Genomic DNA, 21,565 nt, shown 5'->3' on the forward strand with positions numbered 1-21,565 from the left:
CCAGCAGCCTACCCTCTTTGATAACGTCGTTTTGAAACAGCGTTCTGAAACTGGAGGTCCACCGTGCCCACGTCAGCCATACGTCTCGTCCGCTTCACCGGACACTTACTGCTGGCCCTGGCCGCCGTCGCGACGCTGGCCGTCGTCTTTCTCGCACTGATCGCCCTCACAGATGGAGCAGGCTCGGGGCTCGCCGCATGGCTGACGACCCTTGGATTCGGGGCTGCCCTCGCCACGTGGCGGGGTCGGCGCCGTACTTGGCCGGCGCGGCTCGTGCCGTTCCTGCCGGTGGTTGTCGCGGCAGCATTGACGGCGTCGGTCTGCATCCCGACCGTGCCGACGGCCCGGCGGTACCCGCCCGCCCTGTCGTTCGTGACCACGCAGCACTGGAGCCTGTCCACCGGCAGCCGGGTCGCGGTGTACCACTACCCGCCCGCGAACCCCGGCACCCGGCATCCCATTCCGCTCGTGTACCTCAACGGCGGACCGGTCCGTGGCATCTCGGTGCTCGACCATCGGTTCCTGCAACTCCTGGCACGCCAGGGCTACGACGTCTACGCCTACGAACAGGCCGGTGGCGGACGAAGCGACCTGCTCCCCATGGGCCAGTACACGATCTCCAGGTCGGTCCGCGACCTCGCCGCCTTCATCGACCGCCTGAACAAGGGCAAGGTCGACATCCTCGGATTCTCCTCAGGCGGGGCCGTGCTCACCCGAGCCCTGACCGACCCGAGCGTCGCCGCACGCTTGCACCGGGCGATCATCGCCGAGCCCGGCCCCATGGACGGCCCCACCGCACACATCACCGGGCACAAGGGCCGAGAATCCGCACGCGGCCTCGCGCCGGCCCCGACCGGACCGCGATCGACACACGTCCCCCGGTACGCCGTGGCATTCGGCCTCATGCGACTCGGACTCCTCAGCCCCGACACCGGACTGATCGGACAGGCCGAAGGCGACAACGCCTTCACCGCCGCGGACCTCGGCAGCGACACCGCATCCGCCTACTGCGCGCGCGACGCGCACCGCATCCCCGCTGAGGACACCGCACAAAACTTCTCCTTCAGCCCCGCCGCCAGCCTCCGCATCCAGCAGACGGTCAAGGACTCACCCTCCATCGCCTCACGACTGAGGCAGTCCCGGACCCCCGCGATGCTGATGATCGCCGAGTGCTCCTCCCAGATCCGTCAATGGGCGACCGCCATCCTTGCCAATGACCCCGCCATCCAGCGCACGCAGTACATGCCCGGAGCCGGACACCACATGTGGAACGGCCTGGACGACAACAACGACCGAGCCGCCGCCGTCATCACCGCGTTCCTTCAGGACAAGCCAGCCCTCCTGCCGAACTACCCGACCCGCGACGAGATCCCTGCCTTCCTGCGCGACGACAAATGAAGACGTTGTAGCCCGTCACCGGCAACGGCGGGCGAACCCTCGAAGCCGTCCGGGCCCTGCGCCAGGTACAGCCAAGGACGAAGGACGACCTCTTAGTCCGGAAAAGGGGAACGGGCTCAGGCCCGACCCGCCTCGCGCAGCAGTTCGTCCAGGCGGGTGAGGCCGGTGTCGCAGAGGCGGGCCGCGTCCAGGTCGTCGGGGGCGGCGGCGCAGGCCTGGAAGCGGTCCACGACCAGGAGGCCCTGGGTTTCGATCTCCTCGGGGGTCGGCATCTCGGGGTTCCTCCTCAGACCGCGTTGCAGGCGCGGAAGACGTGGACCAGCGCGGGCAGGCTGGCCCGGTGCTGGAAGGCGATGTACTCCGGCAGCACCAGGGAGGGCGCCCACTTCTGCTTGTACTCCAGCTGCGTGCGCGCCGGGTAGATGTGCGCGCCGTGCTCCCACAGGTGCTCCATGAACCAGTGGAACCCGAGGCTGTGGCCCGGGAACTGCGGGGCCGTCAGGGAGGTGAAGGGCGTGAAGCCGAAGTGCAGCCAGCGGGTGCCCTCGGCGGTGAACACGTCGATCGCCGCCTTGTTGAGGGCCTCCATCACCCCGGGCGGGGAGTCGGGCTGCCGGCGGCTCAGGTCGTGCATCCAGCCCGGCTGGGGGCCGTACACCGGGGCGTAGGAGACGTAGCCGATCAGTTCGCCGTCGCGGACGGCGGCGAAGAGGCGGCGCAGGTGCTGGTAGCGGCCGCCCGTCTGGCCGACGAGGAACTCCAGCGGTTTGACGCCCTCGCCCTTGGTGGAGAGCCAGGCGGTGTCGAGGGCCGCGATCTGGTCGGCGTACGCCTCGTACTCGACCTCCTTGATCTCCAGTCCGCTGCGCAGCGCCCGCGAGATCTTGTTGCGCAGCTGCATGAACTTCGTGCCGGCCAGGGTGAAGGTCTCCAGGTCGACGGCGTACGAGGCGCCCATCTGGTTGACCGTGAAGCCCTGGTCGACGTAGACGTCGGCGTCCGCCCCCTGGAGCTGTACGGAGACGATCTCGCGCCCCTGCTCCGCGGCGAAGGCGGTGAAGCCCGCGAGCAGCCGGGCGCGGGGGCCTGCCGGTCCGGCCGGCTCGAAGGGGGCGAAGGGGCCGCCGAACTGGACCAGGTAGCGGCCCACCGGACGGTAGACGATCACCCCGGGCACGTCCGGCAACCGGAAGTAGCTGTTCCCGTCGCTGAAGGCGAAATACGCGCTCGGATTTCCCGCGTCCGCGTACCGCCGGATGGCGTCGAGCGCGACATCCGTCTCCAGAATTGCTGCGGTCATTTCAGATCCATTCTCCCGCCGACACTTCCCCACGGCACTTCCCCACTTATGGCACGGGCGGCACCGCGCCACAAGCCCACCCTGCCCACCGGTCAGCCGACCGTCAGCGGAAAGTCAGGAGAAAACGCAGGTCAGATGAGTGTCAGGCCTCAGTCAGACACTCAGTGCAACGATGCTTTCCGAATATTGGCTTTCGGATCGAAGGGATCACAGGAATAGCTTTCCCCGATCCGCAAGAGAATTCCCAGAGAGCCCGAGGTGAGCACGGCGATGCGTTCCCTGACGACAGCGCGCGGGATCTGCGAGCAATTCCACGCAGGTCTTCTCGACGCACTCGAAGACCTGCCGCTCAGCACCCGGGAGGGCGAGGACAGCCCGGTCCTGGAGCTGTACCGCAAGCACGGCGGCCCCGGGCTGCTGGTGCCGGCCGCGTACGGCGGCGCGGCGGCCGGGCCGCTGGAGGCGGTCCGGGTGCAGCGGGCGCTCGCCGCCGCCTCGCCCTCCCTGGGCGTGGCCACGGTGATGCACCACTTCACCGTCGCGATGCTGTTCCGGCTGGCGGAGGCCACCGGCCGGCTCACCCCGGCCCAGCTGAAGCTGATGTCGGCGGTGGCCCCGGACGGGCTGCTGCTGGCCTCCGGCTGGGCGGAGGGACGTACCGACCAGAACATCCTGGCCCCGTCGGTCGTCGCCGAGCGGCTCCCCGGGGGCGGCTACCGGGTCAACGGCTCCAAGAAGCCGTGCAGCCTGTCCGGTTCGATGGACGTGCTGACGGCCAGCGTCCAGGTGACGCACGAGGACGGCCGTTCCGGACTGGCCCTGATGCTGATCCCGGCCTCCTCCCCCGGCGTCGGGACCCGGCCCTTCTGGGCCACCCCGGTGCTCGCCGCCTCGCAGAGCCACGAGGTGCGGCTGACCGACGTGGTGGTCCCCGAGGACCTGGTCATCCACAGCACCCCCGAGGACGCCGACCGGCTCGACGACCTCCAGACCGCCGGGTTCACCTGGTTCGAGCTGCTGGCCACCTCCTCCTACGTGGGCGCCGCGTCCGCGCTGGTCGCCCAGGTGCTGGCCGGGAAGCGCGGTACGCCGGCGGAGCGCGCGCAGCTGGCCGTACGGCTGGACGCGGCGGTCTGCCTGGTGGAGGGCGCGGCCCGCTCCCTGGAGGACGGCACCGAGGGCGACGAGGCGGTGGCCGCGGTGCTCACCGCGCGCTACGCGACGCAGGACCTGCTCGCCCAGACCGTCGACCAGGCGGTGGAGATGCTCGGCGGGATGGCCTACATCCGCTCCGGCGACGTGGCCTACCTCGCCTCCGCCGTCCGCGCCCTGGCCTTCCACCCGCCGTCGCGCGCGAGCGTCGCCGCGGAACTGGCCGAGTACTTCGCCGGCGGCCCGCTGCGCCTGTCCTGACCCGCGCCACCGGTACGCACCGCCGCCCTGTCGGAAGGACACCCCTGATGGACATCAAGAACCCGGTCGAGTCACCGGTCACCTTCAACCTGCACCGAGCCGAATACCTGGTCGCCTTCGCCGTGACGATCGGGTTCATCCTGTGGCACTTCACGGACATCAACTGGTTCGCGGCGATCGGCCTGTTCCTCTACATCGACCTCCTCGGCTACATCCCGGGCGCCATCGCCTACCGGCGCAGCGCCGACGGCCGGATCCCCAAGGCCTACTACGTCCTCTACAACACGATGCACAGCCTGCTCAGCGTGGCCGCCGTCGGCCTCCTGTGGATGTGGCTGATCGGCCCCGAATGGGCGCTGCTGGCCCTGCCGTTCCACGTCTTCGGCGACCGGGGCGTCTTCGGCAACTTCCTCAAGCCCTTCGGCCTGCCCTTCGAGCCCGAGACCACCCCGCTGGTCGACCAGGTGACGGCCATGCTCAAGCGGCGCGGCGCCACCGACGGCCCGGTCCCGCTGCCCTACGAGGAGCACCCGGCGACCCGTGCCGCCACCGGCGCCGCCCCGGCCGTCGGGGTGACCCGGTGAGCCGCTACCCGACCTGGCTCACCGACCGGTCCGCCACCGCCCCCGCCGAGGGGTACGAGGACCCCGAGGCGGCCCGCCTCGCGCTGCGCCGGCTCGCCTCCGGCGTGACCGTCCTGACGGTCAGCCGCGACGGCGTCCGGCACGGGACCACCGCCAGCGCCGTGGTCACCCTCTCCCGGGACCCGCTGGTGCTGGGCGCCTGCCTGCGGCCCACCTCCACCTTCGCCTCCATGGTCCGCCGGGCGGGCAGGTTCTCGGTGAACGTGCTCGGCTCGGCGCAGGACGACGTGGCCCGCCGCTTCGCCAACCCCGGACGCCCCCTCGGCGACGCCCAGTTCGAGGGCTTCGACTGGACCACCGACCCGCTCACCGGCGCCCCTCTGCTGGGCGGCAGCCTCGCCCACATGGCCTGCCGGGTCCTGGGCTGGCACCAGGTCGGCGACCACGACATGCTCCTCGCCGAGGTCACGGGCGGCAGCCACACCGTCGACTCCCCGATGCTCAGCTTCGCCGGCCGGATGCACAGCGCGTGCGTCACCCCGGCCGCCTCCGTGTCCGTACCCGCTTCCCCCAGTGAGGTTGTGTCATGACCAGCGTTCCGCAGATCCCCGTCGAGGCCGACTGGGACCGCGCGCCCAACCTGCTCGACGGGGCCCAGGAGATGACCCTGACCGCCGAGGAGTGCGACCTGGGGTACTGGCTGTCGGCCGTCGCCCAGGGCACCCTGCGCGGGCGGGCCGAGGCCGGCCACGACGCCGGGACCCCCGCCCACATGCGCGAGGACGGACCGCTGCGCCAGGCCCTGGTACTGGAGCTGGGCAACCGCTCGCTGGCGGAGACCCGCGCGGTCGAGGTGCTCTCGCACTACGTGATCGGCGCGCCCGGGGTCGTCGAGCAGGAGTTCTTCACCACCCAGGTGATCGACGAGGCCCGGCACGCGATGATCTTCCGCAAGCACCTCACGGACCTCGGGGTGCCGCAGGCCGGGCTGCTGGACTTCATCAAGGAGCAGGGCGCCGACTACACGAAGCGGGTGCTGAACCCGATCGCCGAGTTCGCCACCTCCGTGGTGCGCGACGAGGGCGACTTCATCGGCGCCGTCGCGGTGTTCACCATCGTCATCGAGGGCGTCCTGGCCCCCGCCGCCGAGCTGAGCGAACGCAAGTGGACCCTGCTGGACCCGGCCGCCGCCGAGATCGCGCGCGGGGCGTCCATCGACGAGATCCGCCACCTCACGGTCGGCAGCTCCATCGTCCGCGAGCACCTGGCCCGCAACCCCTCCTACCGGCCGCGGCTGATCGAGCTGATCCGGCGCGGACGGCGGCTGTGGGACGAGCTGCCGTCGGAGGAGTTCGTGCTGGAGCGCGAGGAGCTCTTCCAGCAGGGCATGTTCGCGCACGCCGAACTCCTCGACGGGTACGAGGTGTTCCCCGGCTGCAGGCTGCTGGAGACCACCCCGAAGCAGCGCTACGACCTCGCCGAGCAGTGGACCGACGACATGGCCGAGGTACGGCTGCCGTACATGGGCATCCCCGAGGCCGTGGACATCATCCGCAACCACCCGAGGTGACCCGGTGACCTCGACGATCCCCGCGAGAGGCACCCGCGAGGCCGCCCCGCCCGCGCTGCGCCGGACCCTGACCACCCCCCGGATCGTGTTCCTGGTGGTCGCCGCGGCGGCCCCGATGTCCGGGGTGGTGGGCTCGGTGCCCCTCGCCTACGCCATCGGCAACGGGGCGGGGGTGCCCGCCACCTTCGCCCTGGCCGGGCTGATCCTGCTGTGCTTCTCCGTCGGCTACGCCGCGATGAGCCGGCACGTGGTGGGTGCGGGCGGCTTCTACACGTACATCGGTCAGGGTCTGGGCCGGCCGCTCGCCGTCGCCGGCGGGCTGACGGCCGTCGTCGCCTACACGGCGGCGGTCGCGGGCGTCGCCGGGGCCTTCGGGTACTTCGCCGAACTGGTCTCCACCGCCCACCACCTGCCCGTTCCCTGGCCGGTGTGGACGGGCGCGGCCCTCGCGCTGACGGCGGTCATGGGCTACCGGCGGATCGACCTGAGCGCCCGGCTGCTGGCGGTGCTGATGGTCGCCGAGGTGGCCGTGCTGGGGCTGCTCGCGCTGGCCATCGGGGTGCGCCACGGGGCGGACACCCTGCCCGCGGCCTCCTTCCGGCCGGACACCGTCTTCTCCCCGGGCCTCGGGGTGGCGCTGATGTTCGCCCTGATCTCCTACGTGGGCTTCGAGGCGGCGGCGCTCTACGGCGAGGAGAGCCGCAACCCCAGGCGCAGCGTGCCCGTGGCCACCTACACCTCCGTCGTCCTCATCACCGTCTTCTTCGCGGTGATCAGCTGGGCGGCGGTCGGGGCGGTCGGCGCCGACCGGGTCACGGACCGGGCCGGGAGGGAACTGGGCGACCTGTTCTTCCACCTCTCCGACGACTACCTCGGCACCTTCGCCACGAGCGTGATGCAGGTGCTGCTCTGCACCAGCCTGTTCGGGGCCCTGCTCGGGCTGCACACCGCCGCGAACCGCTACCTGTTCGTCCTGGGCCGCGAGCGGGTCCTGCCGGCCTCCCTCGCCCGGATCCACCCGCGGCACGCCTCCCCGTACCGGGCGAGCGTGGTGCTGTCGGTGGCCACGGCCGTCGTCTGCGCCCTGTTCGCGCTCGCCGGGGCGCACCCGTACACGAACCTCGCCACCACCATGCTGGCGCTCGGCACGGTCGGGATCGTCGGCCTGCAGGCCGCCGTGGCCGTGGCGGTACTGGTCTTCTTCCGCCGGCACCCCGACGCCCACTGGTGGCGCACCCGGCTGGCCCCGGCCCTGGCCCTCGTCGGCCTGGTGGGCGCCCTGGTGCTGCTGCTGGACAACTTCCCCCTGGTCACCGGCACCACCTCCGCCTGGGTCAACCGGATCCCCTGGCTGATGGTCGGTGCCGCGCTCGGCGGGCTGGGCTACGCCGGATGGCTGCGGGCCCGGTCGCCGCAGCGGTACCGCGCCCTGGCCGCCGCGGCGCACGACACCGCCGACATCACCTAACCGAGGAGCCGTCATGCACGACCCGCACCGCCTGCTCCAGGACGAGGCCCACACCGCCCTGGCACGACGCGGACACCACCTGGACCGGTCCGCCCTGAGCGACCTGACCGAACGGCGCGCCCGGCTCATCGCCGAACGGGACAAGCTGCGGGCCGAGCAGAACCGCTCCGCGCGCAGCGGCGTCCGCCCCGACGAGGCCGCCCGGGCCCGGATCCAGGAGGCCAAGGAGCGCCTGCGGTCGGTGTCGGAGGAGCTCCGGGAGGCGGAGGGGGGGCTCGGCGCGCTGCTGCTGGCCGTGCCCAACCTGCCGCACGCGGACGTCCCCGACGGGACCGAGCAGGATCCGCCGGTGGTGCGCCGGGTCTGGGGCGAGGTGCCGGGCTTCGAGTTCACCCCGCGCGACCACGTGGACATCGGCACCCGCCTCGGGATCCTGGACCAGGTGCGGGCGGCGCGGCTGTCGGGCTCGCGCTTCGCGGTGACCCGGGGCGCGGGGGCCCGGCTGGAGCGGGCGCTGGCGGCGTTCCTGCTGGACCTGCACACCACCGAGCACGGGTACACCGAGCACGGGGTGCCGCACCTGGTGACCCGGGAGACGATGACCGGCACCGGGCAACTCCCGAAGTTCGAGGACGACCTGTTCCTGACGACCGCCGCCGACCGGGACCTGCTGCTGATCCCGACGGCGGAGGTGCCGCTGGTCAACCTGTACCGCGGGGAGACCCTCCAGGAGGGCGAACTGCCGCTGGCGCTGACCGCGTTCACGCCCTGCTACCGGGCGGAGGCCGGCTCGTACGGGCGCGACACCCGGGGGCTGGTGCGGCTGCACCAGTTCGAGAAGGTCGAGCTGGTGCGGATCTGCCGGCCCGAGCGGGCCGCCGAGGAGCTGGAGCTGCTGACCGGGCACGCGGAGACGGCCCTGCGGCGGCTGGGGCTGGCCCACCGGGTCGTGGAACTGCGGGCCGGGGACCTCGGGTTCGCCGCCCGGCGCACCTACGACATCGAGGTGTGGCTGCCGGGCCAGGGCACCTACCGGGAGATCTCATCCTGCTCCGACTGCGGGGACTTCCAGGGCCGCCGGGCCGGCATCAAGGTCCAGGGCCGGGACGGCCGCAAGGAGTTCGCCGCGACCCTCAACGGTTCGGCGCTGCCGGTAGGCCGTACCCTCGTCGCGATCCTGGAGCAGTACCAGCGCGCGGACGGCTCGGTGACCGTGCCGCCCGCGCTGGTCCCGTACACGGGCTTCGCGGCGATCGCCCCGGACGGCACCCCGGTGGTCAGTCCGTCGTGAGCCCGGCCCGCGACAGGGCCCGCGCCCGCGCCCGTTCCCGTACGAGGTCGCGGGCGCGGTCCGGCCACGGCAGGACCGTGACCGGCGGGAGCTCGCGCGAGACGAAGGCCGTCATGGCCCACGGGGAGTCCTGCAGGGTGGGCTGGAGCGCGGTGTGCCCGTGCCAGGGCAGGGCCCCGTGGCCGGTGATCCCGCGCAGGGTGACGGCCCCGTCCGGGCCGAAGTCCAGGTCGACCTCCCGGGCGCCGTCGGTCAGGCCCCGGCCGGTGGCCTTCACGGCGGCCTCCAGCAGGGTCCAGGCGTGGAAGAAGGTCTCGGGGTCCACGCCCGCCGGGACTCCCGGATAGACGAAGGTGAGCACGTCGAGGCTGGTGGTGGACGGGCGGACCAGCTCCACGTCCACCCCGATCGGCCCGGTCTCGGTGGCGCCGAGCAGCAGCAGTCCGTCGGAACGGGACCAGCTGACGTGGGTGCCGGGCTGGTCGGGCAGGTAGGGCTTGCCGGCCGGGTCGTAGTGGATGCGCAGGTCCCGCGCGGCGAGACCCAGGCGGTCGGCGAGCAGGCGGCGGACGGTGAGCCGGGCACGGAAGAAGCGGTGGGCGGCCCGCGCGTGGACGAACTCGGCGCCGCGCCGCAGTTCCTCCTCGGTGAGGCCCTCGGGATAGTGCGCGCTGATGTCGGTGGGGACGACCTGGTCGAGGTCGACCAGCCATGCGTCCATCATGCTCCTTTCTCGGACACAGGCCTTTCGTGAACGCGTCCCTGCGCGGGACACGGCCCCGGGGGCGCCTACAGGCCGAACACCCGCGTGCGGGAGCGCGCGGGGTCGCCCGGCCGGACGTGCAGCAGCCCGGCGGCCGGGAACATGACGGCCGCGGCGACCGTGCGCTCGGCGCGGATGTCACCCCGGTCCGGGACGCGCACGGGCGGGCGGGACAGCAGCGCGAAGTGGTCCTCGGCACAGGCGTCGGCGGGCAGGGCGGCCAGGCCCTCGTGGGCGGCGCGCAGCCGGCGCAGCGAGGAGTTGCGGGCGAAGACGTTCAGTTCGTCGGCCGGGGCGAAGTCCGGGTGGAGGAAGTGGTTGGTGTGGGCCAGGTCCCCGGGGGCGGCCTCGGTGACGCGCAGGTCGCCGTCGAGGTGCTCGACGTACAGGACCCGTTCGGGGTCGCAGAGCATCAGGGAGCGGGAGCTGGCCAGCGGCAGGTCGGCGAGGATCTTCAGGGCGTGCGTGGTGTTCCCGGCGGTGTCCAGGAGGTGGCGGATGGCCAGGTACGGGGGCACGCCCGGCCGCCAGGTGCCGCCGAGGACCAGGTTCAGGCCGACGGCGAGGCCGTCGCTGTTGAGGCCGAGGTAGCCGAGGAGCCCGGCGAAGCTGAGGACCAGCGAGCGCCGGCCGGTGCCGGCGCGGGCGGTCTCCAGGACGCTGATGTGGGTGTCGAGGTCGCCGCTCAGGTCGACGGTCTGGGCGAGGACCGGCGGGCCTGCGGGGCCGGTGCGGGCGTAGGTGGTGCAGTCGCCGCCGGAGCGGACCTTGGAGTAGCCCATGGCCTCGCGGCGGATCTGGAGCAGCCAGGCCTCGTCGGCGCTGATCCGGGCCCCGTCGGCGAGGCCGGCCACCTCCTCGGCGAGGTCGGGCAGGGCCGCCTCGACGACGGCCCGGTGGGCGGCGATGAGGGGCCGCAGGCCGGCCATGGTGGGGGGGCGGTCGGTGAGGTGGGCGAGGCGGGCGAGCCCGTCGTCGAGGAAGGCCCGCAGCGGCGCGGCGAGGGCCGCGCCGTGGGCGCGGCCCATCTCGTACGGGGTGCCCGCCGCGCGTATGTGGGTGATGCCGGGGCGGGCGGTCCCGTCGGTCCCGCCCCCCGGGGGGATGGTGCTCATGCCGGCACGGCCTTCTTCGGGCCGCGCGCGAGGAGCGCCCGGACGGCGGGCCATTCGGCGCGCAGCACGCTGTAGAAGACGGCGTCGCGGCGGCGGCCTCCGGGCATGTAGTTGAAGCTGCGCAGGACGCCCTCCTCGGTGGCGCCGATGTTGGCGAGGCCGCGGCGGGCCTGGACGTTGAGGACGTCGGTCTTGAACTCGGCGCGTTCGGCGCCGAGCACCTCGAAGGCGTGCTCCAGGAGCAGGGCCTTGGCCCAGTGGTTGACGCCCCGGCCGCGGAAGTCGCGGCCGAGCCAGGACCAGCCGACCTCCAGGCGGCGGTCGGCTTCGGCCATGTTGCCGAAGCTCATGCTGCCCGCGACGCGTCCGCTGTCCTTGTCGGTGATGGTGTAGACGAAGCGGCGGCCGGCGGCGTGGTCGGCGAGGTTGGTGTCGAAGAAGGCCTCGAAGTCGGCGTCGGTGTCGACGGCGGCGACGAAGTAGCGCCAGATGTCGGGGTCCATGGCGACGGCCCGGACGCCCTCGCGGTCGGCCTCGGTGATCGGGGTGAGACGGACCCGGTCGTTCTCCAGGACGGCGGCGGCGTGCTCGCTCCAGCTCATGGCTCAGGCTCCGGTGGTGGCGTGGTGGTGGCGGGTGAGGGCGTCGGTGACGTCGCGCAGGGTCCGCATGTCGGCGAGGTCGTGCTCGGTGAAGTGGGCGAGGTCGACGCCGGTCTCCTCGCAGACCTCCGTGAGGAAGAGGACCTTGTTGAGGGAGGTCAGCCCGTAGGCGGCGACCATGTCGGCGGCGGGGTCGATGGCGTGGGGCTCGACCTCGGGGATCAGTACGAGGGAGAGCTGTTCGCGGGCGGCCGCTTCGATCTCGGACGGGGTCTCAGGCATGGATTCCGGCCTCCTGGGTGTGCAGCGGGGAGTGGTAGGCGGCCCGGATGTCGGGGCGCTTGGGCTTGTACTGGGAGGTCAGCAGGCCGTTGCCGATGCTGAACGGCGGGTCGGCGACCACGACCCGGCTGATCCGCTCGTCGGGGGCGGTGGCGGCGTTGGTCGCGGCGAGCCGGGCGGCGATGGCGCGGGCGTCCGCGGGCCGGGCGGCCGGGGAGACCACGGCGACGAGTTCGGTCTGGGTGGGGCTGAAGACCACGCACTCGGCGATCGCAGGGTCGGCCCGCATCAGTTCCTCGATGGGCCGCACGACGACCTTCTTGCCGTTGTCGAGGACGATGACGTCGTCGGCGCGGCCGTGCACGAAGAGGAAGCCGTCCTCGTCGAGGTGGCCGAGGTCGCCGGTGCGGACGGTGCCGTCGGGCGAGAAGACCTTCTCGGAGTCGCCGGGGCGGGCGTACTCGTAGTGGTTGTTGACGGGGTGGGTGCTGCGGACGCTGATGACCCCGTCCTCGCCGATCAGCACCTCCTTGCCGCGGACCGGTTTGCCGACGCTTCCCTCGCGGTGGGCGCCGGGGTGGTTCTTGGTGACGATGCAGGTCTCGTTGAGCCCGTAGCCCTCGTAGATCGGCAGTCCGGCCTCGGTGAAGAAGCGCAGCACGGCGGGCGAGGCGGGCGCGGATCCGGTCCACAGGTAGCGGATGCGGTCGCCGAACAGCGCGCGGGCCACGTCGGGGAGGGTGCGGCCGGCGGACCGGCGCAGCCGGCCGTCGATGGTGCGGCGGGCGGACTCGTAGAAGGCGGGCACGCCCATGACCACGGTGGGGCGGACCCGGCGCAGGGTCGCGAAGGCCGCCTCGTAGGTGGTGACGGTGACGTCGTGGCCGTGCAGCAGGGCGGAGTACACCCAGTAGCGCTGCTGGAGGAGGGAGAGGGGCAGGAAGACGAAGAGGTGGTCGTCCGGGGTGTGTTCGAAGATCTCCTGGACGGCGGTGAGGGCGCTGTCGATGCTGCCGGCGGTCGCACCGAGGCCCTTGGGGACGCCGGTGCTGCCGGAGGTGAACTTGATGGTGGTGACGTCCCGGGCGCCCCAGGTGACGGGGGGCAGCGGGGCGTCGGCGGAGCCGGTCGGCTCCGTCAGCCGCCAGATCCCGTCGGTGGTGAGGGTGTCGGGGACGTCGGTGGGCTGGTCGGTGCAGAGCAGGTGCAGGCCGTAGCGGTCCATGAGCGCGGTGGACGGGGTGAACTTGCCCGGCTCCAGGCCCGCGGTCTGCGCTCCGAGGCGCAGCGCGGCGAGGTCGAGGAGCACCCATTCCAGGCTGTTGGCGGCGAGGATCCCGATGCGGTCGCCGGGACCGATGCCGTAGGTGTCCCGCAGGTGGTGGGCGAGGCGGCCGGAGCGGTCGTGGAGCTCGCGCAGCGGGATGGTCCGTGTCCCGTCCAGGCGGGCGACGGAGATGTGCCCGCCGTCCGGCGGCCGGCTGACGATCCGCCGGATCGTCTCGGGGACGGCGCCGCCTCCGGGCGCGCCGGGCGGGGGCGGCCCGGTCACGGCCGTGGACATGGACGTGGACGCGGGCGTGGCGGGCAGGGCCGTGGACATGGACGTGGGCGTGGCGGGCAGGGCCGTGGCCCGGGCCCCGGCGGGCGTGTCCGCGGCGGTCATCGGCTCGCCCCCGGCATGAGCACGGCGGCCATCGCGCGGACGGTCTCCAGTTCGGAGAACTGGTCGAGGGTGAGGGTGACCCCGAAGCGCTTGCGCGTCGCGGTCAGGATCCGGGCGGCCGCGATGGAGTCGCCGCCGAGGGAGGCGAGGGTGTCCAGGGCGCCGACGTCGGGGCGGCGCAGGACGGTGGACCAGATGTCGCAGAGGATCTTCTCGGCCTGGGTGGCGGGGGCGCTGCCGCCGGTCGGCGGTGCGTCGGCGGGCGCCTGCGCGCCGAGTTCGGCCAGCCGGGTGCGGTCCACCTTGCCGTTGCGGGTCAGCGGCAGCTCGTCGTGCCACAGGACGGCAGCGGGGAGCATGTAGTCGGGCAGGTCGGAGCGCAGTGCCCCGCGCAGGTCGTTCAGGTGCGGACGGTGGTCGCCGGCGGGCACCAGGTGGGCGACGAGGCGGTTGCCCTGGGCCGCGACGACGGCGCGGGTGACCTCGGCGAGGGCGGCGAGGCGGGTCTCGACCTCCCCGGCCTCGATCCGATAGCCGTTGATCTTGATCTGGAAGTCGCTGCGCCCGAGGATCTGGATGTTGCCGTCGGGCAGGTACCGGCCGAGGTCGCCGGTGCGGTAGAGGCGTTCGCCGCGTACGCGGTCCTCGTGGAAGCGCTCGGCGGTGCGTTCCTCGTCGCGCCAGTAGCCGCGCGCCAGGCCGGTGCCGGCGGCGACGATCTCGCCGGTGACCCAGTCGGGGGCGTCGAGGCCGTGGCGGTCCAGGACGTAGGCGCGGTTGTTGGCGTTGGGGCGTCCGTAGGGGATGGACTCGCTGCCGTCCTCCTCCTCGCCCACGGGGTGCAGGATGTTCCAGATGGTGGTCTCGGTGGGGCCGCCGAGGGAGACCACCTCCAGCTCCGGCATCATCGCGCGCAACTGCGCGGGCAGGGCGGGCGGGAGCCGGTCGCCGCTCATCATGACCAGGCGCAGGGCGGGCGGTACGGCGCCGTCGGCGCGGGCCTGGCCGTGCAGCAGGCCGACGATGGCGGGGACGGAGTTCCACACGCTGACGTCGTGCAGGCGGCACAGGTCGAGCCAGTGGGCGGGGTCGACGGCCTTGTCCCGGTCGGGCATCACGAGGGCCGCCCCGGCCGCGAGGGCGCCGAAGACGTCCCAGACGGACAGGTCGAAGTTGAAGGCGCTGATGGCCATGAACCGGTCCTCGGGGGTGATCCCGAAGCGGGTCTGGCAGTCGGCGACGACGTTGGCGACGTTGCGGTGGGTCACCATGACGCCCTTGGGGGCGCCGGTGGTGCCGGAGGTGTAGAGGACGTACGCGAGGTCGTCCGGGTGGGACCCGGGGAGCCGGTCGGGAACCTCGGCGCGGCCGGAGCAGGGCTGGGTGAGGTCGAAGCAGGCGATGTCGCCGGAGTCCGGCCGGCCGGTGTTGGTCAGGACGCAGCGGACCTCGCCGTCGGCCAGCATGTAGTCCTGGCGGGCGGCGGGCAGGTCGGCGTCGACGGGCAGGTAGGCGGCGCCGGCGAGGACGGTGGCGAGGATGCCGACGATCTGCTCGGGCCCGCGCCGCATGACGAGGCCGACGAGTTCGCCGCGGCCGACTCCCTGTCCGCGCAGCCAGGTCGCGGCGGTCGCGGCCCGGTGCAGGAGCTCGCCGTAGCTCACGGTGCGGTCGGAGGTCAGGACGGCGGGGGCGGCGGGGGTGCGGGCGGCCTGGGCGACGATGGCGTCGCCGAGCATCTCGTCGGGCAGGGCCACGGCGGTGTCGTTCGCCTCGTCGCGGCGGGACCGCTGGGCGGGCGGCAGCAGGTCGAAGTGGTGCAGCTGCCAGGCGCTCTCGTCGACGAGGGCGGCCAGGAGGGTTGCGTAGCCGTGCGCGAGGTCGTCGAGGAGGCCTTCGCAGAAGAGTTCGTCGATGCCGTCGAGCTGGACGACGAGGGCGCCGTGCCGTTCCATCGCGAAGGCGTTGAGCCACACCTGCGGGGTCTGGCTGACGGTGAAGACCTCCTCGCCGAAGAGTTCCAGGGCGGAGCCGTCGACCTCGCTGCTGACGTGTCCGATGGCGCTGTTGAAGGTGAAGGGCATCCGGGCGCCGGCCACCCCGCCGCGGCGGCGGGCCAGCTCCTTGAGGACCTCGATGCCGGAGAAGTGCCGGTGGTCGATGTCGGTGTGCAGGCGGGTCTGGAGGGCCTTGGCGCGTTCCGCGAAGGGCAGGGAGCGGTCGACCTCGGCCTCGACGAGGAGGGTGTCGGAGAACTGTCCGATGGCCTCGAAGACCCGGGGGTGCACGGGCGGCCGGTGGGCGACGGTGGTGGTGAGGGTGAACCGCTCCCCCGCGCCCCAGGTGGCCAGGGTCTCCGCGTAGGCGGCGAGCAGCAGGGCGGAGGGGGTCAGTCCGGCGGCGGCGGCCCGGTCCTTGAGTGCGCTCCACTCCTCGCGGCCGAGACGGACCGTGCGCGGGGTGAACCGGGTGCCGGTCAGGGCGGCCGGGCTGGTGCGCAGCGGCAGGTCGGGGTGGGGGGCGAGGTCGTCGCAGCGTTCCATCCAGTAGTCGCGCGAGCGCCGGGCGGGGGCGCGGTCGCGGGCGGCTTCCAGGGCGGCGACGTAGTCCTCGTAGGGGAGTTCCTCGTGGACGTCCGCGGTGGGGCTCTGGTAGGCGTGCCACCAGGCGCGGAAGAACAGGAACATGCTGATCCCGTCCATCACAAGCCCGTCGTGGCCGACGTGCAGCACCATCCTGTCGTCGTCGAGGATGGTCGCGTCGACGGTGAGCAGGGGTGCCTGGTCGGCGGGGAGCACCTGGTGGGAGCGCATCTCGCGCAGTTCGGCGCGGATCAGCTCCTGCTGGCGGGGGCTGTGGCCGCGCAGGTCGAGGACGCCGATGCGCGGGGCGTGGTCGCCGTACTCGGTGACCTGGCGTTCGTCGGAGAGGAAGCGCGAGCGCAGGGCGCTGTGCGCGGCCACGACGGTGTCGAGGGAGGCCTGGAGGCGGTCGAGGTCCCAGTCGCCCTCGATCTCGTGGAAGACGTGGCTGGCGACGTCGCCGATCTCGAAGATCCCGCTGCGGCCGAGGTAGTAGCTGCGCTGGAGCGGGGTGAGGGGGAAGCCGGGGCCGTGTTCGGCCTCGCGGGCGAGGTGGGCTACGAGCTCGGGCTTGGCGGCCTTGAGGGAGGCGATGAACTCGGGGTCCATCCGCTCGCGGCTGCCCTGGAGGCGCAGGTCGCCGTCGGTGAGGGTGACCGACAGTCCGCGCCGGGCTATCTCGCGCAGCATGTGACGGGCGTTCATCGGGCGTCCCCCGAGGTCAGGGCGGCGACGGCGGAGRGCTCGGCGCGCTCGGCGATGACGGCGGCGAGTTCCGCGAGGGTGCCGCCGTGCAGGAGTTCGTCCATGGAGAGGTCGACGTCGAGGGCGTCGAGGATCCGGTACTGGACGGTGACGGCCTGGAGGGAGCCGGCCGCGAGCTGGGTGAGGGTGCGGTGGGCGATCCGCTCGTCGTCGCCGAGGCGCAGGACGGTGCGGGCGACCCCGGTGAGCCAGGGGGTGAGCTCCGGCTCGGCGGGCGGGGCGGTCGGGGCCGGCGGGGCCGGGTGGAAGAAGACGGCGTCGGCGAGGGTGACGGCGCTGCCGGGGGTGAGGAGTTCGACGCTACGGGGCCACGTGCTCGGGGCGTCCGTGCCCAGGGCGGCGGCGAGCCGGTCGGCGAAGCGGGGCATGACGGGGGCGGCGGCGTGCGCGAGCAGCCGGGCGGCGGCCAGTTCGAGGGCGACGGCGGTGCGGTTCTCGTCCTCCCAGCCGGGGGTGTCGGTGAGGAGGCCCTCGGCGCGGGCGAAGCGGACGGTGTCGCGGACGATGCCGTCGAGTTCGGCGGCGGCCTGGTTGAGGGAGAAGGAGTCGTTCTGCAGGGCTCCGGTGACGGCGGCGAGGCGGGTGCCGAGCCGGGCGAGGAAGGCGGAGTGTTCGGCGGTCCAGTTCCCGGCGTCGGGGGCACGGCCGCCGTGGTGCTTGGCGACGCGGGCGCCGAGGTCGTTCAGCCACTGCTGCCAGGTCCCGATGAGGGTGTCGTCGAGGGTGGCCTGGTAGGCGGCGCGCCGGAAGTCGGTGCGGGTTCCCTCGGGGCGGGTGGAGGCGAGGAAGTAACGGACGGAGTCGACGGTGTCGGGGGTGAGGATCTCCTTGCCCCAGATGGCGTGGCGGCGGCTGGTGGAGAACTTCTCGCCTTCGAGCAGGTAGAACTCGTTGACGTGGTAGTCGATGTCGGGGGTCCAGCCGGGGAAGGCGAGCTGGTAGAGGACCGGGTAGAGGACGCCGTGGTAGAAGCTGTTGTCGTAGCCGAAGAAGTGGACGATCTTCCAGTCGGCGGCCGGGTCGGCCGCCTTCCAGGGCCGGCCCAGGCGGGCGCCGAGGGACTGGATGCCGTGCAGGAACCCGTAGCTCATCTCGGGCCACACCCAGATGACCTGGCCGTCGGTGCCGTCCTCGCGCGGCTCGACGCCCCAGGTGGAGGGGTGGGTGAGGGGGATGGTCAGGTCGGGGCGGCGGAAGAGCCGGTCGGCGAGTTCGCGCAGCCGGGCCGGGACCCGGCCGAGGCGGTGGTGGGCGCGGACGTCCCCGGCGTAGGCGTGCAGGGGCAGGGTCCAGCGGGCGGCCGGCGCGGTGGTGGGCGGGGCGTCGGAGCGGGCCGAGCGGGGGCCGGTCAGGTCGGCGACGGTGTTGGGCTCGCCGCACTCCTCGCAGATGTTGCCGGAGGTGGTGGAGCCGCAGCCGGGGCAGCCGCCCTTGACGTCGGCCTCGTAGAGGTAGCCGCCGGTGGTGGCGTCGTAGAGGGCGTCGGTCTCGGTGACGGCGATCTCGCCGGAGGCGACGACCTTGCCGAAGAAGTCCCGCAGGCCCTCGCGGTAGGCGGGGTCCTGGTCGGTGACCGTGTACTGGTCGAGCGGTATGTCCATCAGCCGCAGGGTTTCGGCGATCTCGGCGCTGTAGTGGGCGGCGGTCTCGGCGGGCGTGCTGCCGTCCTTGGCGGCGGCCGCGACCACGTAGCTCTGGTAGTCGTCGCTGCCGGTGAGGTGGTAGGCCTCGGCGCCGGTCATGCGCTGGTAGCGGGTGAAGGCGTCGGCGCCGAGGTAGGGGCCGGAGAGGTGGCCGAGGTGGAGGTCGCCGTTGGGGGTGGGCGGGGTGGAGAAGACGAAGACGGGGCGGTCGCCGAAGCCCTTGCGGACCGGGTCGGCGGCGGAGGTGGCGGCGCGCTGGGCGTCGCGCCAGTACTGGGTGAAGAAGACGAGATCGGCCCCGTCCCCGCCGCCGTCCTGCGGACCGGTGTTCTCCGGACTGGTGTTCCTCAAGACGTGCGACTCGAAGGGTTCGAAGAGGACGACGGTTCCGGGGGCGGCGGGGTGGCGTTCGCCGTCGATGACGAACTCGCCGCGGCCCGAGACGATGACGAACAGCTCGGTCTCGTCGTGCCGGTGGCTGTCCGTGGCGCGGCCGGGGGCGACGCGGCCCCAGCCGGCGGCTGTGCCCAGCCCCTCCACGCCGCTCATGTCGATGCCGAACGCCTGCTCCAGGACGTCGGCGTCGTAACTCGCGATGATCATGTCATGGCCTTTCGCGGAGACGGGAGGGAGGGGATCAGGGCGGCGGCGCGGGCGGCGAGCGCCGGGGCCAGCCGGTAGCCGGAGCCGCTCGCGGCGCCCGCGAACACGAGCCGGCCGTAGGGGTCGAGCGCGGTGACCAGGGGCGTGCCGCCGGGCCCGTACGCGTCGCAGAAGACCCGGCCGGAGCGGCAGTGGGAGGCCAGGTCCGGGGCGTAGCGGGTGAGCAGGGCGCGGGCCTCGCGCAGGTGGCCGGCGGTGAGGGCGGGGTCGACGGCCGCGGGGTCGACGTCCCACTCCCGGCAGGTGTAGCTGAACAGCCAGTGGCCGCGGTGGTGGAAGGGCAGCAGGAACGCGTCCTCGGCGTGCAGGACGACCGCCCGGTCCCCCGGGGCGGGCGCCCGGTCGATGTGCAGGGCGACTATCTTCTTGACCCGGGCTCCGAGGGGGGCCACCAGGTCCCGCCAGGCGGGTTCGGCGAGCCAGGGCCCCGGGGCGATCACCACGTGTTCGGCGGTGAGGGTGGCGCCGCCGGTCAGGGTCAGGCGCGCGCCGCCGGGCCCGGCGGCGACGGAGGTGACGGCGACGCCCTCGCGGAAGGCGACCCGGGGGCGCAGTTCGGCGGCGAGCAGCTGGGTGAGGGCGTGCACGTCCGCGTACTGGCAGCCGTCGCCCTCCCAGGCCCCGAAGTTCTCGGGCAAAGGCCCTGCCACGGGCGGGAGTTCGGTGGTCCAGCGGAGTTTGGCCTCGGGCAGGTAGACCTCGCGCAGCCGCTCCTCGGCGCTCTCGGGGGCCAGGACGGTCATGCCGAGCGGGTGGATGGGCAGGTCCGGGCGGGCCGCATGGAGGTCGGCGTAGAAGCGCTCGCTCTCGGCGGCCAGGGTGCGGACGGTGTCGTTCGCGCCGCGCGGGAAGTGGAGTCCGGCGGAGCGGCGGGTGGCGCCGGAACCGATCATGTCCCGGTCGAGGACGGTGACGGTGGCGGAGGGGTCGCGGGTGAGGATCTCGCGGGCGATGAGCACCCCGAGGATGCCCGCGCCCACGACGGCGATGCCGGTGCGGGCGCCGGTGGGGCCGCCGGCGTCGGGGGCGGTGCCGCGGTAGCCGGCGGGCTCGGTGACGGCGGGCTCGGTGACGGCGGGGCCGGTGAGGGGGCCCGTGGCGGGGCCGGTGGCGGGCATCAGGCGCTCCACCGTTCGTCCTGCGGGGCCTTGGAGGACCATTCGATGAAGGAGGCGAGCTGCTCGTCCGCGCGTACGCCGCACAGCCGGTCGGCGATGCGCCGGCTGCGCCAGGCGTTGAGGCTGAGGTTGGGGTCGGCGAGGCCGCGCTGGCCGCGGACCCCGTTCTGGACGAAGATCCGGCGGTCGGCGGGGCCGTCCCAGCGGACGGCGTAGTCCTCGTCGACGCGCAGTTCCTCGCCCTCGTGCTCCAGGCGGCCGGCGAGGGGGGCGAGGAAGTCCATGGCCGCGGGCCGGTACCCGGTGGCCCAGACGACGATGTCGGCCTCGAACCTCTCCACGGACTCCGGCTCGCCCGTGTGCCGGGCGCACACCTCCCAGCCGCCGAGGGGGCCGGTGGAGACGTCGAAGACCTCGCGGCCGGGGTGCAGGGCGACCAGGTCCTCGTTGCCCTCGACGAACCGGTGGACGTAGATGGTCTGGTAGATCTCGCGCAGCGTGGACTCGGAGATGCCGTCGCTCGTCAGGATGTTGCTGGAATTCAGCGACTGGCGGCGCTCGCGCGGCAGTCCGTAGAAGTAGTCCGCGTGGCTGGGCATGTAGTAGTCGTTGGTGAAGGGCGAGTCGTCGATCGGGAGGTAGTTCGGCCGCCGCGAGATCCACGAGACCCGGCGGGGCAGGTCCCAGCCGCTGCGGGAGATCAGGTCGAGGAAGGCCTCGGCGCCGGACTGGCCGCCGCCGATGACCACGACCCGCTTGCCGCCGACGTCGCGGGCGGCGCCCAGGTAGTCGGCCACGTGGAACTGCGTGGGTCCGAGCCGTCCTTCGCCCTGCGGCGGGACCCAGGGGCGGCTGCCGACGCCGACCACGACGTTCTCGGCGGTCAGCTCGCGGCGGTCGGTGCGGACGGTGAACGCGCCGAGGCCGTCGTCGAAGCCGACCTCCCGGACGCCCTCGCCGAAGACGATGTTCTCGTTGCGGCGGCTGGCCCAGGCCAGGTAGTTGCGGAACTCCAGCCTCGGCACGTCATCGAACCGGGCGTTGAGGAAGTGGTAGACCCGTCCCTTGGCGTGCAGGTACGACAGGAACGAGAACGGGTTCGCGGGATCGGCGAGGCTCACCAGGTCCTTGAACTGGGAGACCTGGAGGGTGGTGCCCGGGATCTGCTGGCCGTCGTGCCAGCTGAAGGTCTCCTTGCGGTCGAGGAAGAGATTGGGTACGTCCGGCCTGCTGTGCAGCAGGGAAGCCAGGCTCAGGTTGGCCGGACCCACGCCGATTCCCAGGCAGCGGAAGTGTGTGATGCCCGGCCGGAAGCTCTCGTGCCCCATGGTCGGAACCTCTC

Annotated in this window: 18 protein-coding genes; 7 read left to right on the forward strand and 11 right to left on the reverse strand. The window is 72.9% G+C overall.

Translation table 11 applies throughout. The features are described from left to right. Positions 1-63: 63 nt before the first annotated feature. Complete coding sequence (locus AB4039_RS14020) at positions 64-1,398, forward strand: alpha/beta hydrolase (RefSeq protein ID WP_266845121.1); 1,335 nt, start codon at positions 64-66, stop codon at positions 1,396-1,398. Between the two features lie 116 nt (positions 1,399-1,514). On the opposite strand, the gene AB4039_RS14025 is transcribed toward AB4039_RS14020, so the two are convergent. Further along, positions 1,515-1,670 carry a hypothetical protein gene (locus AB4039_RS14025; protein ID WP_266845122.1) on the reverse strand — a complete coding sequence of 52 codons (156 nt, stop codon included), beginning with the start codon at positions 1,668-1,670 and terminating at the stop codon, positions 1,515-1,517. A gap of 14 nt (positions 1,671-1,684) precedes the next feature. After that, complete coding sequence (locus AB4039_RS14030; protein ID WP_266845123.1) at positions 1,685-2,698, reverse strand: DUF2156 domain-containing protein; 1,014 nt, start codon at positions 2,696-2,698, stop codon at positions 1,685-1,687. A 270-nt stretch (positions 2,699-2,968) separates the two neighbouring features. On the opposite strand from AB4039_RS14030, the gene AB4039_RS14035 reads away from it, so the two are divergent. The 6 genes from AB4039_RS14035 to serS are packed head-to-tail and all read left to right on the forward strand — an operon-like array spanning position 2,969 to position 9,024. Next, on the forward strand, positions 2,969-4,111 hold the full coding sequence (locus AB4039_RS14035) for an acyl-CoA dehydrogenase family protein (protein ID WP_442270855.1): 1,143 nt from the start codon (positions 2,969-2,971) through the stop codon (positions 4,109-4,111). Positions 4,112-4,158: 47 nt separating this feature from the next. After that, positions 4,159-4,695, forward strand: a complete 537-nt coding sequence (locus tag AB4039_RS14040; protein ID WP_266845125.1) for a hypothetical protein — start codon at positions 4,159-4,161, stop codon at positions 4,693-4,695. Continuing rightward, the gene (locus tag AB4039_RS14045; protein WP_266845126.1) at positions 4,692-5,285 is read left to right on the forward strand and encodes a flavin reductase family protein; all 594 of its coding nucleotides are present in this window, start codon (positions 4,692-4,694) and stop codon (positions 5,283-5,285) included. The genes AB4039_RS14040 and AB4039_RS14045 overlap by 4 nt, the downstream gene beginning before the upstream one ends. Continuing rightward, positions 5,282-6,265, forward strand: a complete 984-nt coding sequence (locus tag AB4039_RS14050) for a VlmB-like protein (RefSeq protein ID WP_266845127.1) — start codon at positions 5,282-5,284, stop codon at positions 6,263-6,265. Before AB4039_RS14045 ends, AB4039_RS14050 begins: the two co-directional genes overlap by 4 nt. Before the next feature lie 4 nt (positions 6,266-6,269). After that, positions 6,270-7,733: an APC family permease gene (locus AB4039_RS14055; RefSeq protein WP_266845128.1), complete on the forward strand. Its 1,464-nt coding sequence runs from the start codon at positions 6,270-6,272 to the stop codon at positions 7,731-7,733. A 13-nt stretch (positions 7,734-7,746) separates the two neighbouring features. Continuing rightward, positions 7,747-9,024, forward strand: a complete 1,278-nt coding sequence (gene serS / locus AB4039_RS14060; RefSeq protein WP_266845129.1) for a serine--tRNA ligase — start codon at positions 7,747-7,749, stop codon at positions 9,022-9,024. On the opposite strand, the gene AB4039_RS14065 is transcribed toward serS, so the two are convergent. From AB4039_RS14065 to AB4039_RS14105, 9 genes are all read right to left on the reverse strand, one after another. Beyond that, complete coding sequence (locus AB4039_RS14065) at positions 9,011-9,748, reverse strand: 4'-phosphopantetheinyl transferase superfamily protein (RefSeq protein WP_266845130.1); 738 nt, start codon at positions 9,746-9,748, stop codon at positions 9,011-9,013. The two genes, serS and AB4039_RS14065, sit on opposite strands and share 14 nt — an antisense overlap. 65 nt (positions 9,749-9,813) lie before the next feature. Then, complete coding sequence (locus tag AB4039_RS14070; RefSeq protein ID WP_266845131.1) at positions 9,814-10,902, reverse strand: C45 family peptidase; 1,089 nt, start codon at positions 10,900-10,902, stop codon at positions 9,814-9,816. Next, positions 10,899-11,504: a GNAT family N-acetyltransferase gene (locus AB4039_RS14075; protein ID WP_266845132.1), complete on the reverse strand. Its 606-nt coding sequence runs from the start codon at positions 11,502-11,504 to the stop codon at positions 10,899-10,901. The genes AB4039_RS14070 and AB4039_RS14075 overlap by 4 nt, the downstream gene beginning before the upstream one ends. 3 nt (positions 11,505-11,507) lie before the next feature. Then, the gene (locus AB4039_RS14080) at positions 11,508-11,786 is read right to left on the reverse strand and encodes an acyl carrier protein (protein WP_266845133.1); all 279 of its coding nucleotides are present in this window, start codon (positions 11,784-11,786) and stop codon (positions 11,508-11,510) included. Beyond that, positions 11,779-13,452: an AMP-binding protein gene (locus tag AB4039_RS14085; protein ID WP_442270856.1), complete on the reverse strand. Its 1,674-nt coding sequence runs from the start codon at positions 13,450-13,452 to the stop codon at positions 11,779-11,781. The genes AB4039_RS14080 and AB4039_RS14085 overlap by 8 nt, the downstream gene beginning before the upstream one ends. Beyond that, entirely contained in the window at positions 13,449-16,739 is a 3,291-nt protein-coding gene (locus tag AB4039_RS14090; protein WP_266845136.1) for an amino acid adenylation domain-containing protein, read from the reverse strand. Before AB4039_RS14090 ends, AB4039_RS14085 begins: the two co-directional genes overlap by 4 nt. Beyond that, positions 16,736-19,045, reverse strand: a complete 2,310-nt coding sequence (locus AB4039_RS14095; RefSeq protein ID WP_442270857.1) for a class I tRNA ligase family protein — start codon at positions 19,043-19,045, stop codon at positions 16,736-16,738. Before AB4039_RS14095 ends, AB4039_RS14090 begins: the two co-directional genes overlap by 4 nt. After that, entirely contained in the window at positions 19,042-20,223 is a 1,182-nt protein-coding gene (locus AB4039_RS14100; protein WP_442270858.1) for an NAD(P)/FAD-dependent oxidoreductase, read from the reverse strand. Before AB4039_RS14100 ends, AB4039_RS14095 begins: the two co-directional genes overlap by 4 nt. Then, positions 20,223-21,551, reverse strand: a complete 1,329-nt coding sequence (locus tag AB4039_RS14105; protein WP_266845142.1) for a lysine N(6)-hydroxylase/L-ornithine N(5)-oxygenase family protein — start codon at positions 21,549-21,551, stop codon at positions 20,223-20,225. Before AB4039_RS14105 ends, AB4039_RS14100 begins: the two co-directional genes overlap by 1 nt. Positions 21,552-21,565 lie beyond the last annotated feature (14 nt).

Origin of the sequence: Streptomyces sp. M-16, from assembly GCF_052114405.1 — a bacterium.
GTDB lineage: Bacteria > Actinomycetota > Actinomycetes > Streptomycetales > Streptomycetaceae > Streptomyces.

Coding starts and splice junctions, on each gene's coding strand:
- AB4039_RS14025 (WP_266845122.1), bottom strand. CDS start 1,670: ATGCCGACCCCCGAGGAGATCGAAACCCAGGGCCTCCTGGTCGTGGAC.
- AB4039_RS14100 (WP_442270858.1), bottom strand. CDS start 20,223: ATGCCCGCCACCGGCCCCGCCACGGGCCCCCTCACCGGCCCCGCCGTC.
- serS (WP_266845129.1), top strand. CDS start 7,747: ATGCACGACCCGCACCGCCTGCTCCAGGACGAGGCCCACACCGCCCTG.
- AB4039_RS14085 (WP_442270856.1), bottom strand. CDS start 13,452: ATGACCGCCGCGGACACGCCCGCCGGGGCCCGGGCCACGGCCCTGCCC.
- AB4039_RS14070 (WP_266845131.1), bottom strand. CDS start 10,902: ATGAGCACCATCCCCCCGGGGGGCGGGACCGACGGGACCGCCCGCCCC.
- AB4039_RS14080 (WP_266845133.1), bottom strand. CDS start 11,786: ATGCCTGAGACCCCGTCCGAGATCGAAGCGGCCGCCCGCGAACAGCTC.
- AB4039_RS14075 (WP_266845132.1), bottom strand. CDS start 11,504: ATGAGCTGGAGCGAGCACGCCGCCGCCGTCCTGGAGAACGACCGGGTC.
- AB4039_RS14030 (WP_266845123.1), bottom strand. CDS start 2,698: ATGACCGCAGCAATTCTGGAGACGGATGTCGCGCTCGACGCCATCCGG.
- AB4039_RS14050 (WP_266845127.1), top strand. CDS start 5,282: ATGACCAGCGTTCCGCAGATCCCCGTCGAGGCCGACTGGGACCGCGCG.
- AB4039_RS14105 (WP_266845142.1), bottom strand. CDS start 21,551: ATGGGGCACGAGAGCTTCCGGCCGGGCATCACACACTTCCGCTGCCTG.
- AB4039_RS14090 (WP_266845136.1), bottom strand. CDS start 16,739: ATGAACGCCCGTCACATGCTGCGCGAGATAGCCCGGCGCGGACTGTCG.
- AB4039_RS14040 (WP_266845125.1), top strand. CDS start 4,159: ATGGACATCAAGAACCCGGTCGAGTCACCGGTCACCTTCAACCTGCAC.
- AB4039_RS14035 (WP_442270855.1), top strand. CDS start 2,969: ATGCGTTCCCTGACGACAGCGCGCGGGATCTGCGAGCAATTCCACGCA.
- AB4039_RS14065 (WP_266845130.1), bottom strand. CDS start 9,748: ATGATGGACGCATGGCTGGTCGACCTCGACCAGGTCGTCCCCACCGAC.